General features: G+C 51.1%; 17 protein-coding genes. 10 read left to right on the top strand and 7 right to left on the bottom strand.

What is annotated here, in order from left to right; all coding sequences use genetic code 11:
* Position 1: 1 nt before the first annotated feature.
* Positions 2 to 1,243, bottom strand: coding sequence for a rhamnogalacturonan acetylesterase (locus M1D30_RS06920; RefSeq protein WP_371874050.1), 1,242 nt, complete (start codon positions 1,241 to 1,243; stop codon positions 2 to 4).
* Between the two features lie 158 nt (positions 1,244 to 1,401).
* On the opposite strand from M1D30_RS06920, the gene M1D30_RS06915 reads away from it, so the two are divergent.
* The 10 genes from M1D30_RS06915 to M1D30_RS06870 are packed head-to-tail and all read left to right on the top strand — an operon-like array spanning position 1,402 to position 11,547.
* Positions 1,402 to 1,752 carry an NADH-quinone oxidoreductase subunit A gene (locus M1D30_RS06915; RefSeq protein WP_248502312.1) on the top strand — a complete coding sequence of 117 codons (351 nt, stop codon included), beginning with the start codon at positions 1,402 to 1,404 and terminating at the stop codon, positions 1,750 to 1,752.
* Positions 1,743 to 2,447, top strand: coding sequence for an NADH-quinone oxidoreductase subunit B (locus M1D30_RS06910; protein WP_248502310.1), 705 nt, complete (start codon positions 1,743 to 1,745; stop codon positions 2,445 to 2,447). The genes M1D30_RS06915 and M1D30_RS06910 overlap by 10 nt, the downstream gene beginning before the upstream one ends.
* Positions 2,444 to 4,009 (top strand): NADH-quinone oxidoreductase subunit C, encoded by a 1,566-nt coding sequence (locus M1D30_RS06905; protein WP_248502307.1) that lies wholly within the window; start codon positions 2,444 to 2,446, stop codon positions 4,007 to 4,009. The genes M1D30_RS06910 and M1D30_RS06905 overlap by 4 nt, the downstream gene beginning before the upstream one ends.
* Before the next feature lie 17 nt (positions 4,010 to 4,026).
* The gene (nuoH, locus tag M1D30_RS06900) at positions 4,027 to 5,112 is read left to right on the top strand and encodes an NADH-quinone oxidoreductase subunit NuoH (RefSeq protein WP_248507764.1); all 1,086 of its coding nucleotides are present in this window, start codon (positions 4,027 to 4,029) and stop codon (positions 5,110 to 5,112) included.
* Between the two features lie 43 nt (positions 5,113 to 5,155).
* Entirely contained in the window at positions 5,156 to 5,701 is a 546-nt protein-coding gene (locus M1D30_RS06895; protein WP_248502299.1) for an NADH-quinone oxidoreductase subunit I, read from the top strand.
* Positions 5,702 to 5,709: 8 nt separating this feature from the next.
* Positions 5,710 to 6,219, top strand: coding sequence for an NADH-quinone oxidoreductase subunit J (locus M1D30_RS06890; protein WP_248502297.1), 510 nt, complete (start codon positions 5,710 to 5,712; stop codon positions 6,217 to 6,219).
* Positions 6,220 to 6,222: 3 nt separating this feature from the next.
* Entirely contained in the window at positions 6,223 to 6,531 is a 309-nt protein-coding gene (gene nuoK, locus M1D30_RS06885) for an NADH-quinone oxidoreductase subunit NuoK (RefSeq protein ID WP_248502295.1), read from the top strand.
* Positions 6,532 to 6,537: 6 nt separating this feature from the next.
* Positions 6,538 to 8,529 carry an NADH-quinone oxidoreductase subunit L gene (gene nuoL / locus M1D30_RS06880; RefSeq protein WP_248502293.1) on the top strand — a complete coding sequence of 664 codons (1,992 nt, stop codon included), beginning with the start codon at positions 6,538 to 6,540 and terminating at the stop codon, positions 8,527 to 8,529.
* 50 nt (positions 8,530 to 8,579) lie between these two features.
* Entirely contained in the window at positions 8,580 to 10,088 is a 1,509-nt protein-coding gene (locus tag M1D30_RS06875; RefSeq protein ID WP_248502290.1) for a NuoM family protein, read from the top strand.
* A 13-nt stretch (positions 10,089 to 10,101) separates the two neighbouring features.
* Positions 10,102 to 11,547, top strand: a complete 1,446-nt coding sequence (locus tag M1D30_RS06870) for an NADH-quinone oxidoreductase subunit N (protein WP_248502288.1) — start codon at positions 10,102 to 10,104, stop codon at positions 11,545 to 11,547.
* 208 nt (positions 11,548 to 11,755) lie between these two features.
* Here M1D30_RS06870 and M1D30_RS06865 read toward each other — a convergent pair whose 3' ends face one another.
* The 6 genes from M1D30_RS06865 to M1D30_RS06840 form a co-directional block, all read right to left on the bottom strand.
* Positions 11,756 to 11,854: a smalltalk protein gene (locus M1D30_RS06865; RefSeq protein ID WP_248502286.1), complete on the bottom strand. Its 99-nt coding sequence runs from the start codon at positions 11,852 to 11,854 to the stop codon at positions 11,756 to 11,758.
* Positions 11,855 to 11,876: 22 nt separating this feature from the next.
* Entirely contained in the window at positions 11,877 to 12,431 is a 555-nt protein-coding gene (locus M1D30_RS06860) for a hypothetical protein (RefSeq protein ID WP_248502284.1), read from the bottom strand.
* A gap of 212 nt (positions 12,432 to 12,643) precedes the next feature.
* Complete coding sequence (locus M1D30_RS06855) at positions 12,644 to 13,570, bottom strand: CHC2 zinc finger domain-containing protein (RefSeq protein WP_248502281.1); 927 nt, start codon at positions 13,568 to 13,570, stop codon at positions 12,644 to 12,646.
* Positions 13,570 to 14,880 carry a hypothetical protein gene (locus M1D30_RS06850; RefSeq protein ID WP_248502279.1) on the bottom strand — a complete coding sequence of 437 codons (1,311 nt, stop codon included), beginning with the start codon at positions 14,878 to 14,880 and terminating at the stop codon, positions 13,570 to 13,572. Before M1D30_RS06850 ends, M1D30_RS06855 begins: the two co-directional genes overlap by 1 nt.
* A gap of 204 nt (positions 14,881 to 15,084) precedes the next feature.
* Entirely contained in the window at positions 15,085 to 15,612 is a 528-nt protein-coding gene (locus tag M1D30_RS06845) for a hypothetical protein (protein ID WP_248502277.1), read from the bottom strand.
* 257 nt (positions 15,613 to 15,869) lie between these two features.
* Positions 15,870 to 17,042, bottom strand: a complete 1,173-nt coding sequence (locus M1D30_RS06840; RefSeq protein ID WP_248502274.1) for a hypothetical protein — start codon at positions 17,040 to 17,042, stop codon at positions 15,870 to 15,872.

Raw genomic sequence — 17,042 nt, 5'->3', positions numbered from 1 at the left:
TTTAGTTGCCGTCAGGTTTTGCATCTTCCACCATACGCGAGGGCGCCCACTTAAACGTCCTCCAATTGTCGGGCTGAGCAGGGTTGAAGTCCTGCCAATCATCACGCAAATATTTCGCAATGGGCAGATTCAGCTCTTTGATACCCATCACCACGCATTTGGCCACCTCGTAGGCTCCGAAGGGATTGAAGTGCGTATTGTCGGCCAACTCCTTGCCATACATGCTCTTCGGGTAGTGAACCAACGCGCGCTTGGAGTCTTCGAACCCTAAAGTTTCAAAGAACACCTTCGTCTTTTGGTTCAGATCAATCAGGGGCACATGCTCCTTTTCGGCCACCATCTTCATGGCCGCGGGAAAGTCGCCGTGCGTGTTCATAATGGTTTTGTTGTCCTTGTCGAAAAAGCGTCGCTGCGTGGGTGTGCAGAACACGATGTCGGCGCCCTTTGCGCGCACCTCGTCAATAAAGATCTTCAGTTGGTATTGATAGTGATACCAGGCACCGTCGCCGGGGCGCTTTTCTTTTTCGTCGTTATGACCGAATTCCACAAACACATAATCACCCTTTTTGAGGGTCGACAGAATCTTGTCCAGTCTGTTCGAGGCGATGAATGTGCGGGCCGTGAGACCGCTTTCGGCATGATTCGAGATGGCTACCTCGGGGCCGAACCAGCGTGTAATCATCTGTCCCCACGAGGCCCATGGCTCGAAGTTCTGGTCGACCACGGTCGAGTTGCCGCAGAGGTAAATCGTAGGTACGTCAACCCTCTCGATGTGAATACTTTTGACGGCGGGGTTCGAGCCATTAAACTCCAGAGTGAGCTTGTCATCCCACGCCATGTAGTCTTTCTCGCGCGCCTTAATCTTAACCTGTTTTGTTTCAGAGATATATGTAGAGCGCTTGTTGACCACAAACACCACTTTCTTAGTGTCCTTCTGTTTGACTGTTTTGATGTTCTCGGCCATCAATCTGCGCCCTTCCGCTCTGACGGTGTTGTCAGAATTCTTCTTGCCTCCAACGACCACCTCAACGCGATAGTTACCGTCGGGCACCTTTACCGAGAAGTAGAACGGATCGGTGGTGTTCTTTGTGCGAGGGGCGGGTAGGATGTCGTATCCGAATCCGATGCTGTCGTTATAAACCGGTTGCGACTTCGTCAGGTCGAAGTCATAACATTGCGCTACCATCTGCATGGGAAGTGTGGCAAGTAGCGAAAATAGTAAGTTTTTTGTTATTGTTTTCAAGTTTGTAAGTTTGTTATGTTAATTTGTTGTGCAAAAGTACTCTTTTTTTTCAAAAAGGCAAAAAGATTTTGGTAAAATATGTCTTTTGTTTGCAAATTAATTGCTACCTTTGCACCGCCTTTAAAACAGACGATATTGTTATAACATTAAATAGTTTTATGAATTTCACAATGTTAATTACCGTCCTAGTGACGGCTATTACACTGGTGGCAGCAGCTTACGTTACGGCGAAACTATTAGGTCCACGTTCCTATAATAAGGTCAAGGGTGAACCGTTTGAATGCGGTATTCCTACACGTGGTTCCAGTTGGATTCCCATTAACGTGGGCTATTATTTATTTGCCATCCTCTTTCTCATGTTCGATGTAGAAACTGTGTTTCTGTATCCGTGGGCTGTAGTTGTGAAGGACTTCGGACCGATGGCTCTGCTGTCAATCGGGTTCTTCCTGGTAGTATTAGTATTTGGCCTGGCTTATGCTTGGCGGAAAGGAGCACTGGAATGGAAGTAAGAAAGCCAGCAATCAAGTCTCTACCATACGACGAGTTCAAGGATAACGAATCGTTGGAGAAAATCGTTGACGAGCTCCATGAGGGCGGTGTCAACGTGGTAACAGGCAATCTGGACTCCCTGATCAACTGGGGACGTTCAAACTCGCTTTGGTCACTTACGTTTGCCACTTCGTGCTGCGGTATCGAGTTTATGGCGTGCGGTTGTTCGCGCTACGACTTCTCGCGCTTCGGTTTCGAGGTAACGCGTAACTCTCCCCGTCAGGCCGACCTCATCATGTGTGCCGGCACCATTACCCACAAGATGGCTCCTGCCTTGAAGCGTCTTTACGACGAGATGGCCGAGCCTAAATATGTGGTAGCTGTTGGTGGATGTGCCATCAGCGGTGGCCCCTTCAAACAGAGTTATCATGTGGTGAAGGGTATCGAGGAGATTGTTCCTGTGGATGTGTTCATCCCAGGTTGTCCTCCCCGTCCGGAGGCCATCCTCTATGGCATGATGCAGCTGCAGCGTAAGGTGAAGATCGAGAAGTTCTTCGGTGGTGCCAACCACAAGCAGACCAAGGAAGAGGCCGCTCTGGGTGTCTCTAACGAAGAGCTGACCTACGGACGCGGCGGCAAGAAGCCCATTGTGGTGACCGAGGTGCCTGCAGAGTTTACAGAAACCCTTAAAAAAGAACAGGAGGAAGCGAAATGAAACTGAATCATCTTGTATTTGACTTCGACAAGTTCGCACAGGAGATGCAGAACTTGAAAGACAAGAAGCACTTCGACTTCCTGGTGACCATCGTTGGCGAGGACTTCGGCGAAGAAGAAGGTCTTGGCTGTGTGTATATCCTCGAGAATACCGAGAGTCACGAGCGTGTCAGCGTGAAGATGCTGGCAAAGGTTGTTGATGGCGAGAGCGTCATTCCTACTGTGGTTAACATCTGGAAGGGTGCCGACCTCCTGGAGCGCGAGTGCTTCGATTTCCTCGGCATCAAGTTCCTGGGACATCCCGACATGCGTCGCCTGTTCCTGCGCAACGACTTCAAGGGATACCCCCTTCGCAAGGACTTCCAGGCCACTAACGAGTATACACTTGAGGACGACAACGAGCCCGACTTCGGACTCGAGTATTCGCTTGATCGCGACGGCCGTCTGCAGAAGAAAGAGAACAAGCTTTTCGCTTCCGACGACTACGTCATCAATATCGGTCCTCAGCACCCCTCAACCCATGGTGTGCTCCGCTTGCAGACCGTGCTGAATGGTGAGACCGTGAAGCGCGTTTATCCTCATCTGGGATATATTCATCGTGGCATCGAGAAGATGTGGGAGTCAATGACCTATCCTCAGACGCTGGCTCTGACCGACCGTCTGAACTACCTCTGCGCCATGCAGCAGCGCCACGCGCTGGTGGGCGTCATCGAGGAAGCTATGGAGGTTGAGTTGACCGACCGCATCCACTATATCCGCACCATCATGGACGAGCTTCAGCGTTTGGACAGTCACCTGCTGTTCACCTCATGCTGTGCTCAGGACCTGGGCGCCCTCACCGCCTTCCTTTATGGCATGCGCGACCGTGAGCATGTGCTCAACGTGATGGAGGAGACCACCGGCGGACGCCTCATTCAGAACTATTATAGAATAGGTGGCCTGCAGGACGACATTGATCCTAACTTCGTGAACAACGTGAAGGAACTCTGTAAGTACCTGCGTCCGATGATTAAGGAATACATGGACGTGTTTGGCGATAACATCATCGCCCACAACCGTCTGGAGAATGTAGGTCCTATGTCGATGGCCGACTGTATTAATTATGGTGTGACAGGTCCTGCCGGTCGTGCTTCTGGTTGGAAGAACGACGTTCGCAAGAACCATCCTTACGACATGTATGGTAAGGTGGACTTCGAGCAGATCACCCTCGACACCTGCGACTCTATGGGTCGTTATCTGGTTCACATCAACGAGATGTATCAGAGCTTGAACATCATTGAGCAACTCATCGACAATATCCCCGAGGGTGACTTCTATGTGAAGCAGAAGCCCATCATCAAGGTGCCCGAGGGACAGTGGTACTTCTCTGTCGAGGGTGCTGCAGGTGAGTTTGGCGTATACCTTGATTCAAAGGGCGACAAGAGTCCTTACCGCATGAAGATGCGTCCTATGGGTCTCTCGCTCGTTGGTGCACTCGACCCCATGCTGCGTGGCCAGAAGATTGCCGACCTGGTGACCACTGGTGCAGCTATTGATATTGTTATACCTGACATCGACAGATAAAACAAACTATGGAACATATATTTGATTTCTCACAAGTAACCACTTGGTTTCACGAACTGCTTATGCAGACCCTGGGACTGAGCGAGTTCTTTGCGATTCTCATTGAGTGTGTGCTCGTGGGTGCAGCCATCCTGGGTGCCTACTCGGTAATCGCTATGATACTGATTTTCATGGAGCGTAAGGTCTGCGCCTACTTCCAGTGCCGTATCGGCCCGGTTCGCGTAGGACCATGGGGCTTGATGCAGGTGCTGGCCGACGTGCTGAAGATGCTCATCAAGGAGATCTTCATCGTTGATAAGGCCGACAAACTGCTTTATATCGTGGCTCCCTTCCTGGTTATCATCGGTTCGGTTGGCGCTTTCGCCTTCCTGCCCTGGAACCGTGGTGCTCACATCCTCGACTTCAACGTAGGCATCTTCCTGCTCACCGCCATCTCGTCAATTGGCGTCGTAGGCATCTTCCTCGCCGGTTGGGGCTCTAACAACAAGTATTCTGTGGTATCGGCCATGCGTGCCGCCGTTCAGATGATTTCTTACGAGATGTCACTCTGCCTCTGCCTTATCACGGCTGTCATCCTGACAGGCACCATGCAGGTGAGCGGCATCGTCGAGAGTCAGGCCGGTCCTTGGGGATGGCTCATCGTCAAGGGTCACGTGCCCGCCATCATCGCATTCCTGGTGTTCCTTATCGCCGGAAATGCTGAAGCCAACCGCGGCCCGTTCGATATGGCCGAGGCCGAGAGCGAGTTGACAGCCGGTCACCACACCGAGTATTCTGGTATGGGCTTCGGCTTCTTCTACCTGGCCGAGTTCCTCAACCTCTTTATTATTGCCGGCATCGCTGCCACCGTATTCCTGGGCGGCTGGGCACCCATTCAGATTGGTGTCGAGGCCTTCGACGAGGTGATGCAGTATATCCCCGGCATCGTGTGGTTCATGGGTAAGGCCTTCCTGCTGGTTTGGTTGCTCATGTGGATTAAGTGGACGTTCCCCCGTCTGCGTATCGACCAGATTCTGAAGTTAGAGTGGAAGTACCTGATGCCGCTGGCACTTATCAACCTGGTGCTGATGACGGTCATTGTGGCCTTCGGACTGTATCTTTAAAGCGACCTTAAATACTTAAGGACCTTAAAAAGAAAAAGTAAAAATGGAAAAAGAAAAATCATATTTCGGAGAAATAGGGCACGGCATCAAGACGTTGGCCACCGGTATGAAGGTCACCCTGGGTGAGTACTTCAAGGACTACTGGACCAACAAATCTACTGAGCAGTACCCTGAGAACCGCAAGACCACACTCCACGTGTCGAAGCGTCATCGCGGACGTCTGGTCTTCAAGCGTAACGAAGATGGCGCCTACAAGTGCACGGCCTGCACCTTGTGCGAGAAGGCTTGTCCTAACGGCACTATCAAGATTACTGCCCACATGGAGGAAGATCCCGAGACGGGCAAGAAAAAGAAGGTGCTCGACGACTATCAGTACGACCTGGGCGACTGCATGTTCTGTCAGCTCTGCACCAATGCCTGCAACTTCGACGCCATCGAGTTCACCAACGATTTCGAGAACGCCACGTTCAGTCGCGACTCATTGGTACTTCACCTTAATAAAGAGGTATACGGCGGCGGCTCGCTGCCCAACATCCTTGAAGGTGGAGCCGAGTGGCAGGTTGGTAAGTTTAACACTAAAAAGAAGTAAACCGCACTATGGCTAGTATAGTAGTATTTTCTATTCTCGCTGTTGTCATCCTGGGTTCTGCCCTGTTGTGTGTGACAACAAAGCGAATCATGAGAGCCGCCACCTATATGTTGTTCGTGCTCTTTGGCGTAGCAGGTCTTTACTTCCTGCTCGATTACACCTACCTGGGTGCCGCACAGATTGCCGTTTATGCCGGTGGCGTAACGATGATCTATGTGTTTGCCATCCAGCTGGTAAGCAAGCAGACGCTGCAGGGAATGGTTGAGCACATCAAGTGCTCGCGCATGCTCCAGGGCCTGCTTCTCTCGGTTGTAGGTCTGGCCACCGTAGCTGTTGTCTTCCTGAAGAACAGCTTCATCAGCGCCGCCACCACCGACGAGTTGCCTATGGACCAGATTGGTACCGCCCTGCTGGGTAGCGAAAAGTATCAGTATGTGTTGCCGTTCGAGTTTATCTCAGTATTCCTGCTGGCATGCATCATCGGCGGTTTGGTTGTTTCACGTAAAAAGGAGGATTAAGCTATGGTACCTGTAGAATGTTATTTTGTGCTCTCAGCACTCCTGTTCTTCATCGGCGTCTATGGTTTCGTCACCCGTCGCAACCTCATCGCTATGCTCATCTCTATCGAGCTGGTGCTCAATGCCGTTGACATTAACTTCGCAGCGTTCAACCGCCTGCTGTTCCCCGGCGAGCTCGAGGGCTTCTTCATGACCCTCTTCTCGATTGGTGTGAGTGCAGCCGAGAGTGCTGTGGCTATCGCTATTATTATTAATGTGTTCCGCAACTTCAAGAGTGACAGCGTGGACGCTATTACTAACATGAAAGGATAAACCGCTATGATCTACGAATTATCTTATTTGATTCTGCTTCTGCCGCTGCTGTCCTTCCTCGTGTTAGGACTGGCTGGCATGAAGATGCAGCACAAGACTGCCGGACTCATCGGCACTTGCTCGCTGTCGCTGGTTACTGTTCTGTCATACCTCACGGCCATCACCTATTTCACGGCCCCCCGTACGGCAGAGGGTATCTTCCAGACCATCGTTCCCTTCAACTTCACATGGCTGCCTCTGGGCAATCTCCACTTCGACATGGGTATCCTTCTGGATCCTATCTCGGTGATGATGCTCGTGGTCATCTCAACCGTGTCGTTGATGGTTCACATCTACTCATTCGGCTATATGCACGGTGAGAAAGGTTTCCAGCGCTACTACGCTTTCCTGAGCCTCTTCACCATGTCAATGCTGGGCCTGGTTTTGGCCACCAACATCTTCCAGATGTACATGTTCTGGGAGCTTGTGGGTGTATCATCTTACCTGCTCATCGGCTTCTACTATCCTTTGAAGCCCGCCATTGCAGCCAGTAAGAAGGCCTTCATCGTGACCCGCTTTGCCGATATGTTCTTCCTGATTGGTATTCTGACCTTCGGCTATTATACCGATTCGTTCAGCTTCTCGTTTGCTGGCGACATCGTGATGGGTCAGGGCACCACACCGTTCATCGAGGGCAATATGGCCAAGGCCGTTGCCGCAGGTGGTTTTATTCTGCCTACGGCTCTGGTGCTGATGTTCATCGGTGGTGCCGGTAAGAGTGCCATGTTCCCCCTGCACATCTGGCTGCCCGATGCCATGGAGGGCCCAACACCTGTATCTGCACTCATCCACGCCGCTACGATGGTGGTGGCCGGTGTGTTCCAGATTGCACGTATGTTCCCCCTCTGGATTGAGTATGCCCCCGAGGCTATGTCGATTGTGGTTTGGGTAGGCGTTATCACCGCCTTCTATGCAGCTGCTGTGGCTTGCGCCCAGAGCGACATCAAGCGTGTGCTGGCCTTCTCGACCATTTCTCAGATTGCCTTCATGATGGTGGCCCTTGGCGTATCGCTGCCCGGTCATCACGGCGCTCTGCTCGACAACCACGCACAGCTGGGTTATATGGCTGGCATGTTCCACCTCTTCACCCACGCTATGTTCAAGGCCTGCCTGTTCCTGGGTGCCGGCTGTATCATCCATGCCGTTCACTCTAACGAGATGGCCCTGATGGGTGGCCTGCGCAAGTATATGCCTATCACCCACATCACCTTCCTCATCTCATGTCTGGCCATTGCCGGTATTCCCTTCTTCTCGGGCTTCAGCTCGAAGGACGAGATTATCACCGCCTGCATGGCCTACAGTCCGGTGGTTGGTTGGATCATGACGGGTATTGCCGCTATGACCGCCTTCTATATGTTCCGCCTGTACTACGGCATCTTCTGGGGTACAGAGAACAAAGAGGCACACGAGCATCACACACCACACGAGGCTCCGCTCACCATGACCCTGCCTCTCATTGTGCTCTGTGTGATCACCGTTGGCGTGGGTGTTTATTCTACGCTGGCAGGCTTCCTGGATTGGGGTGGCAGTTTTGGTTCGTTCGTATCGGCTGCCGGTACCGACTATACCATCCACTTCGACACCCAGATTGCAGCCACCTCAACGGTCATCGCCATCCTGAGCATCTGTCTGGCCACCTATATCTATAAAGGTGAGAGTCAGCCCATTGCCGACCGCCTGTATAAGACGTTCCCCAAGTTGCACCGTGCAGCCTACAAGCGTTTCTATCAGGACGAGATTTGGCAGTATGTCACCCACCGCATCATCTTCCGTTGCGTTTCTACGCCCATTGCCTGGTTCGACCGCCATATTGTTGACGGTACGTTCAACTTCCTGGCTTGGGGTGCCAACGAGGGCGGCGAGAGTCTGCGTGCCTGGCAGAGTGGCGACGTGCGCAAGTATGCCGTTTGGTTCCTCACCGGCACAGTGGCATTAACATTAATCCTATTAGCTCTATAGTACTATAGTATCTATAGTGCCTATAGTAACTATAAGAAAGGAATAAGATTATGAATATATTAAGTTTATTCGTTTTGATTCCCGCCCTGATGCTTCTGGGATTGTGGATTGCCCGCAACCTCAACCAGGTGCGTGGCGTGATGGTGGCCGGCTCGTCAATGTTGCTGGCGCTGTCCATCTGGCTTTGCTATTATTTTGTGACCGAGCGTAACGGCGGCAACGATGCAGAGATGCTGCTCGTGGCCTCTACGCCTTGGTTCAAGCCCCTGAATATTGCCTACAGCGTAGGCGTCGACGGCATCTCGGTGGTCATGCTGCTCCTGTCGAGCATCATCGTGTTCACCGGCACCTTCGCCTCATGGCAGCTGAAGCCCATGACCAAGGAGTATTTCCTTTGGTTCACCCTCCTTTCAACGGGTGTTTACGGCTTCTTTATCTGCACCGACATGTTCACCATGTTCATGTTCTACGAGGTAGCCCTGATCCCCATGTACCTGCTCATTGGCGTGTGGGGTAGTGGACGCAAGGAATACTCGGCCATGAAGCTCACCCTGATGCTGATGGGTGGCTCGGCCCTGCTGATTCTCGGTGTGCTGGGTATCTATTACTTCAGCGGCCACACCACGATGAACGTCAACGAGATTGCTGCTATGCACAACATCCCCGAGGAGGTTCAGAATGCCTTCTTCCCCTTCATCTTCATCGGTTTCGGTGTGCTGGGTGCACTGTTCCCCTTCCACACATGGAGCCCTGACGGTCACGCTTCTGCGCCCACAGCCGTATCAATGCTGCACGCAGGCGTACTGATGAAGCTCGGTGGCTATGGCTGTTTCCGCCTGGCCATGTATCTGCTGCCCGACGCCGCTCAGAACCTGTCATGGATCTTCCTGATTCTCACCACCATCTCGGTGGTCTATGGTGCCTTGAGCGCTTGCGTGCAGACCGACCTGAAGTATATCAACGCCTATTCGTCGGTGTCACACTGCGGACTGGTGCTCTTCGCGCTGCTCATGATGCAGAAGACCGCCTGCACGGGTGCTATCCTCCAGATGTTGTCACACGGTTTGATGACCGCCCTCTTCTTCGCCCTCATCGGTATGATCTACGGACGTACCCACACCCGCGACATCCGCGAGTTGGCAGGCCTGATGAAGATTATGCCTTTCCTGGCTGTGGGCTATGTCATTGCCGGTTTGGCCAACCTGGGTCTGCCCGGCTTCTCAGGCTTCATTGCCGAGATGACCATCTTCGTTGGCTCGTTCAGCGCAGGCGAGATGTCGGGCGATCCCTCATCGTCGTTCCGCATGGTGGCCACCATCATTGCCTGTACGTCGATTGTGGTCACCGCAGTCTACATTCTGCGTGTGGTGGGTAAGATTCTGTATGGCGAGGTTGAGAACAAGCACTTCCTGGAACTCACCGATGCCACATGGGACGAGCGCGTGGCCGTGTGCTGCCTCATCTTCTGTGTGGCCGGTCTGGGTTGCGCTCCCTTCTTCTTCAGCGATATGATCTCGCCCTCAGTAGGAAATATCTTAAGTTCAATTGGAGTCATGTAAAGGAGGAAAAGAAATGGATTACAGTCAATTTTTGAATATGATTCCCGAGGCAACCCTGATGTTGGCCTTGATTATAGTGTTCTGTGCCGACTTTGCATTGAGCACGAGCCCCCGCAAGACCCACGTGCTGAGCATCCTCACCGGCGCTCTGCTGCTGTGCCAGTTGGTGCCCTGCTTCATGGCCCAGCCTGCCACAGCCTTCGGAGGTCTGTATGTTTCGTCGGCCATCGTCAATGTGATGAAGACCGTGCTCACCCTGGGCACCTTCATCGTTGTCGTGATGTCGCAGTCGTGGATCAACAACAACGCCACCAAGATCTCGGGCGAGTTCTATGTGCTGGTCATCTCAACACTCCTGGGTATGTATATGATGATGTCTGCCGGACATTTCCTCATGTTCTTCCTCGGACTCGAAATGGCATCCGTGCCCATGGCCTGCCTCGTAGCCTTCGACCGCTACAAGCAGAAGTCGGCCGAGGCCGCTGCCAAGTATATCCTCACAGCCACCTTCTCGAGCGGCGTGATGCTCTATGGCATCTCGTTCCTCTATGGTGCTGTAGGCACGCTTTATTTCGATGATATGGCCGCACAGATTCAGCTCACCCCGCTCACCATTATGGGCATGGTGTTCTTCTTCAGTGGACTCGGTTTCAAGATCTCGCTGGTGCCCTTCCACTTCTGGACGGCCGACACCTACGAGGGTGCTCCCACACCCGTCACGGGTTATCTGAGCGTTGTGTCGAAGGGTGCAGCCACGCTGACGCTGGCCATCATCCTCATCCACGTCTTCGGACGCCTGGTAGACCTATGGCAGCCCCTGCTCTGGATTGTCATCATGCTCACCATCACCGTGGGCAACCTCATGGCCATCCGTCAGAGCGAGTTGAAGCGCTTCATGGCCTTCTCGTCAATCTCGCAGGCAGGCTATATCATGCTGGCCGTGGTGGGCAACAGCACCGCCAGTCTCACCGCCCTCACATTCTACGTGCTGGTTTACGTGGCTGCCAACATGGCCGTGTTCACCGTTATCAGCACCGTGGAGGAGAACAATGGCGGCAAGACTCAGATGAGCGCCTACAACGGCCTTTATCAGACCAACCCCAAGTTGGCCCTGCTGATGACCCTTGCGCTCTTCTCGCTGGCCGGCATTCCTCCCTTTGCAGGCATGTTCTCAAAGTTCTTTGTATTTATGAGTGCCGTAGGTGGTCACGAGAGTGCACCCTTCTGGCCCTATTTCGTGGTGTTCATCGCCCTCATCAATACGGTGGTCAGCTTGTACTACTATCTGCTCATCGTCAAGGCCATGTATATCACCAAAGAAGAGAACCCACTGCCCACCTTCCGCAATGGCGCTGCCATCAACTGGAGCCTCGCCATCTGCACCGCGGGCATCCTGCTGTTCGGCATTTGCTCGTGCATTTACGAATGGATTGACAAGGCCGCTGTGGCCTCGCTCTAAAATGATGAAATCATTTAGTTAAGTATATCGTGGCCGTGAGGCTACTTTCATGGTTTTTCGAAAGCATTTTTCTATAAAAATGCTGTAGAAAAGAATTTTTGTTATTTATTTGCAGGAGGCCCGCGTGATGCGTCCCTCCTGTTTTTTTATTAGAACAAAAGGGATGCACTCGTTTTGAGTACATCCCTTCTTTCTTTGTCATCGATGCTCAGACTCCCATGCACGAGGTGGTGCCCAGTGTGGTGAGGATGGCCGTAATGACGCTTGCAATAATCTGCAAGATTGTTTTCCAACCTTCTTTCTTCATGATACTTTTTGATTTTTAATGGTTAACCGTTGTTGTTGCCGTTGCCAGAGTTGTTGTTCTTGTGGGCAGCCTCGTCAGCCTTAATCGATGCAACATATTCGCTGAAAGATGTCTCGCCTTTTACCGCTCTACCGTCGGGGCCTTCCTCGTAGTTGACGATGCTCTTGACGCGCAGAGCGCACTTCTCCTTCATGACGCGACTTGTCAGGTTGTCCAGCGTGGTGCTGTCGGGATGGAAGCGCACGTGCACACCCTTCACGTGCTCTGCAACGCTGTACTCTTCGATTTTGTTGGCACCTGCCGACTCAAGCATGGGATAGAATGTGCCGATGCCCTCCAACTGAATGGCCACGCCCTGCGCAATGAGTTCGGGAATGCAGCGACGCAAAGTGGCAATGACACCAGCCACCACATCACTTGTGTAGATGCTTCCGTGACTCTCAATGTGCTGACACAGTGCGCGAGTGTTCAGCGTTGTACGACGAATCACACGGCCATACCACTTACAGTAGGCCTTCGAGGCCATGTTCTTGTTCTGGGATAGAATAATGTCCAGAGGAATTCTTGATTTTGCCATAACTTTTAATGGTTCTTTAATGGTTAAACTTGCGTTATTTTTAATGGTTAAGGACGTCTCTTAAACGCATTACAAAGGTACAAAATTTTTCTGAATCCTGCAAATATTTTGCCAACTTTTTTCTGAAAAATATTTGTTTTATTTTGTGGGTGAGGAAACGGCAGATCGTGGGGCTCGAAACGGCATATCGAGCCCCACGAAACGGCATATTGTCACGAGTCAGCCGATTTTGATAATCGCTTTAAGTACAGTTCACTAAAGTCTTTGCAGTCAGGTGGCAACTGATGATGCACCAACGAAGGCAGCACCTCTTTCAGTTGCAGGAACAGTCGCTCGCCAGGCGCATCACGATCGGGATACATGTGATAGCTAATTGATAATTGAGAATTGAGAATTGACAATTGTTCCATGTCCGCTTTTATGAGCAGCGTGGCCGAGGGGATGGCAATGGCCTTATGACCTGCCGAGAGCATGGCCCAGCAGTCGGAAGCGCCCTCGGTGATAAAGAGCTCCTCGCCCGATCGAAGCAGGTTCAACACGGGCAGGTTGTAGATGCCACATTGCGAGCCCTGAGGAAAGCGGAAGCGAGGCAGAGCACCCTTTATCAGGTTGCGGTTCTGCACGCCCACCAGTCGCCCCTCACAATCGTAATAAGGAATCTGCAGCCACGGCACGCCCTGCTTATCTTTCCACGAAGTGAGTCGGCACCAGCGAACCACCCTCGGGTCAATCCGTCGCTCGTCAAAAAGAAACCGCCGTGCCTCGTCGTTCAAAAACGGCCGATCAAAAAATCTTTCGTATCGATGCAGACTCACCCCCAACCCCTCCCTGTGAGGGAGGGGAGTGGTTACCTCTTGCGACTTCCATTCGTCAAGGATGATGTTGTTCTCGTTGGCCAGCCACTTGCAAGCAGCTCGGAAGTCCAGATGCAGGTGCCGCATCACCAAGTCAATCGTGCCGCCCGAAGCCCCACACACAAAACACCGATACGTATTCTTGCTTACCTTAAACGAAAGACTCGGATGCGAGTCGGCATGAAACGGACACAGCGCTTTGTGCCTCGCCACCCGCAGTCCAAGTCGCTCCGCGACCCCCTCGATGGGGAGGTCGCGGAGCTTCTGAAGTTCGTACTTTTCCATTATCGTGTGCGGTTTAGGTAAGACTCGGTCTTCGTGTAAAGCCCTGTCTGCTCGTTGAAGGTTATCAGTCCGCGATGCACCCACACGCGCAGCTGTCGCTTGGTGCCTTCCTTGCTCTTGCCTGACTCCAATCGAAGAGCCTCCAGTTGCTGTTCGTTAAACGAGTCGCCCTTGATATCGTCGAGCATATTGGCAGGTGCGGCCTTCGAGGCCTCAGTCGTACAGGTGTCACCCTCTTTCAGCAGGTCGCCCAGCACCTGGTATTTACTCCACATGTCATGGAAGACCAACCATTCTACCACGTCGCCCATCGAGCGCGTCCATGTCATATTGTTGAGCGCCCACATGATGCAACCAGCCTTCCAAGCAGAAATCAGACTACGCTTACCCATATCCCAGAGGCTGTCGTTATCGGTCAAGTCGCCCAACTCGGCGATGTCGTTGGCCAAATGTTCTATGAGCTTGTTCAGCGGTTTGATGACATAGCGCCCCTTGCAGTTGTCGAGGCGAGCTAGATACTCGTCCAACTTCCCATAGAAATCATCACTGAACTTACCTATGCGTGGAATCTTTCCGTCACGGTTTCCACGAGCCTTATAGGAGAAAACCATGCGTCCCAGCGTGCCGTCGTAGAGGTTGTACTTGAAGAATTGGCGTGCTCGGATGGGCGTCGTGCTGACGGTCAGGTTAGTTCTTAATAAGGCCGAGCCCGTGATGCCATCCACCGTAGCACGCAGGGCGTTGTACACCTCACGGTCCCACATCAGGCGCAGCATCTGCGTCACCTGCTTGTGATTGCCGCAAAGGTTGTCCAGCTGCTCAATCTCTTTCAGGTCGATGTAGGTGCTCAGTCCGCCATGCTCCTGACAAGCCATCTGTGCTTTCAGGTAGCCCGGCTTCGAGCAGTCGGCAGGCAGGAATCTGAGCAACGGAAACACCTCTTCAGGTCGTTCCTTCGACTGAGAGCGCTTTTTGTAGGTCTTCTGATATTCGAGATACTTTCTCAGTTCTTCAGCATCCTGCTGACGGAAATCGCGGTTGCAGGCTTCCACTAAGAGTCCCAACTGACCCTTGTTTCCTGCACTATCGGCTATCAAAGCAGCCTGCTGACCGCACATTTCGAACCATTGACCCGAGGGATATTGAAATTCTGCCTGACTGATTTTGGTGCCTATTACAGGAGAAAGCATGGGTAGGAGTGGTTCATTCATGTCCTGACTGGTCTGCGAAAGCAGCAATTTAAAACATTCTGTGCCCTTGCCAAGAGTAGGCATTGAGGGTGCTGTTGATTTTGTGATATCGTATTTCATGTTGATAATCAATTATTTACGTTAATACTATGGCGTTTCAGCGTTTCGCGTTTCAGCGTTTCAGTAGGGGGTATGTGGGGTGTTTAATCTCTTTTCTTATATATAACTTATTAATTATTAGATAGTTATAAGTATTAATAAAGAAGATGAAACGACTTTTCCTTGGGTGAAACGCTGAAACGCTGAAACGCTTCAGCCTGTCACTTACTTCTCTATAAGGCTCTTCAGTCCTTGACGTAGTTCGCGATACACCTCGAAAGCATAGTTGTCAATACTCAGGTTCGAACCAAGCTTTGGCATCTGTTTTAAGTTTGGACGATAAGAACCATCATCCCTGCGAGTAATCGTGACGAACATACTGTCGAATACGTGTGGATTGCGCTTGATGGCAGTCTGAGGTACGGTCTCCACAAATGTGTAGTGTGGATCACGGCAGATGAACTCATCAACTTCGGCATCCGTGTCAAGTCTCAACACGCCCGGGTAGCTCTTGCCCGCCTTTGCTCGCTTGTCGTTGCGTAGAAGTGTCTTCACGTTACACCCCAAGTCCGTGTTCGCGTGCCAACTTTGCTCTTCATCTTCCTCATTCTCCTGAGAAGCGATGTACTGGCGGTAGCCAATAGCGAGCGGTGAATTATCATGAAGCATTTCTGATACGATGCTTCCGAGAAGGCGAGGTTCGTTAGATTCTCTTGAACCTGCCTCAATGTTGCTTTTTAATACCTTTTTCATAATTTTATAGCGGTATTAAGGGCGTGAGACCATCTGCATTGCCCAACCACAGCGGCCAAGAACTGAACTGTTCAATTCTCGGCAGCAAAGGACTTAAGACCTTTTAGTACCCTGAAAATCAGCAAAAAGACCTTTTTAGACCCAGGGTACGGAAATCGTACCTTTTCGGACTTTGTTCAAATTCGGGCATTAAAAAAGCCTTTGAACAGTATTCGTTTACCATTCAAAGGCTAATATGTATTATCAATCTGATGCTGCTAACTTCCGACTATCTTCTTGTATTCCTCTTTCACAAGGTCTTTGTATTTCCAGCCAAGATACTTGTAAGATGCATTTCTTGTATCGGTAGGAGAAACACTTACAGATAATCTGTAATGACGGAAAGCATTTCCTGCTTCCTTGTTCATGATATTCTTTGTACACCACGTGTCATGCTGATTAAGCTTATAGCCACTTACATGATGGTCGGCAATCCATTTATAGAAATCAAGAAAATCCAACATAGCAGCAGTATGTCCAAATGTGTCTGCTATAGTTTCCTTTTCTTCAAGCAGGCATTCCACCAACTGACGAATCTTCTGTGGTGTGCCAAGTTCTTTGACCTTGGGCATTTCCGAGAAAGTATAAAGATTGGCTGCTTCAAGAAACAAATCGAATTTGTCTTTGGGAAGGACTGAAGCAGTAGCTGTTTGTTCTTGAGATATAGATTGGATGGTGTTCACTCGTCGGATGACAGATGGGGTAAAAGCCTTCACCTTTTCGTTGTATCTCATTACAACATCAGCATCTGGGAATTCGCCTTTCCAATCGAAAACGAAATTCTCAAAGTCCGTTTCGTACTTCTGCTGTAAGCTTTTCTCCAATACTCTTCTGAAAGTATGGTATACTTCAAAATAGAATTGGGTGAGCGATTCCTTTATGTATGTTTCGTTTGCGTCTTTGCATAGTGACGTGATAGAGGAGAACAGCTTGCGAATATAGGTGCGTACTACACCATCATCCTGAACAGACATTACCAACATCAGTAGGCATTCCATAGTTCTGCAACATTCCACCTTGACCAACAAATGAAGGAACTTTTCCGTTGGAGTCGTTTCCGGGGTAGGTGAAAATAATCCTTCAAGACTAAGCTTTTCATCGACTCTTGTATAGTCATCATCTCCAAAGTTCATGCCTTGTTTTCGTGCTTGTTCTGCCCCCTGACGTATCTCTCGGTCATCTTTATAGTCGGCAGACACCTGCACTAATCCGCTTGTTTCGACAGCAGCAATTAGAGATTCCTCTAATGCCATCAGGCTTTGCCCACCTTGAGAAAAGATTTTCATCAAGTCACGCCAGAGCAGAGAAATCTCTTTATCCGTTTTTAACGTGGAGAGTATCTGTCTGCGCAGGTCGCCTCTCAACATGCTATCAATAATGGCTAATGTCAT

The sequence above is a fragment of the Prevotella sp. E15-22 genome (genome assembly GCF_023204875.1).
Lineage (GTDB): Bacteria > Bacteroidota > Bacteroidia > Bacteroidales > Bacteroidaceae > Prevotella.
This window is presented reverse-complemented; position numbering and strand designations above follow the sequence as displayed.

Coding starts and splice junctions, on each gene's coding strand:
- M1D30_RS06915 (WP_248502312.1), top strand. CDS start 1,402: ATGAATTTCACAATGTTAATTACCGTCCTAGTGACGGCTATTACACTG.
- M1D30_RS06910 (WP_248502310.1), top strand. CDS start 1,743: ATGGAAGTAAGAAAGCCAGCAATCAAGTCTCTACCATACGACGAGTTC.
- M1D30_RS06905 (WP_248502307.1), top strand. CDS start 2,444: ATGAAACTGAATCATCTTGTATTTGACTTCGACAAGTTCGCACAGGAG.
- M1D30_RS06895 (WP_248502299.1), top strand. CDS start 5,156: ATGGAAAAAGAAAAATCATATTTCGGAGAAATAGGGCACGGCATCAAG.
- M1D30_RS06890 (WP_248502297.1), top strand. CDS start 5,710: ATGGCTAGTATAGTAGTATTTTCTATTCTCGCTGTTGTCATCCTGGGT.
- nuoK (WP_248502295.1), top strand. CDS start 6,223: ATGGTACCTGTAGAATGTTATTTTGTGCTCTCAGCACTCCTGTTCTTC.
- nuoL (WP_248502293.1), top strand. CDS start 6,538: ATGATCTACGAATTATCTTATTTGATTCTGCTTCTGCCGCTGCTGTCC.
- M1D30_RS06875 (WP_248502290.1), top strand. CDS start 8,580: ATGAATATATTAAGTTTATTCGTTTTGATTCCCGCCCTGATGCTTCTG.
- M1D30_RS06870 (WP_248502288.1), top strand. CDS start 10,102: ATGGATTACAGTCAATTTTTGAATATGATTCCCGAGGCAACCCTGATG.
- M1D30_RS06865 (WP_248502286.1), bottom strand. CDS start 11,854: ATGAAGAAAGAAGGTTGGAAAACAATCTTGCAGATTATTGCAAGCGTC.
- M1D30_RS06860 (WP_248502284.1), bottom strand. CDS start 12,431: ATGGCAAAATCAAGAATTCCTCTGGACATTATTCTATCCCAGAACAAG.
- M1D30_RS06855 (WP_248502281.1), bottom strand. CDS start 13,570: ATGGAAAAGTACGAACTTCAGAAGCTCCGCGACCTCCCCATCGAGGGG.
- M1D30_RS06850 (WP_248502279.1), bottom strand. CDS start 14,880: ATGAAATACGATATCACAAAATCAACAGCACCCTCAATGCCTACTCTT.
- M1D30_RS06845 (WP_248502277.1), bottom strand. CDS start 15,612: ATGAAAAAGGTATTAAAAAGCAACATTGAGGCAGGTTCAAGAGAATCT.
- M1D30_RS06840 (WP_248502274.1), bottom strand. CDS start 17,042: ATGACATTAGCCATTATTGATAGCATGTTGAGAGGCGACCTGCGCAGA.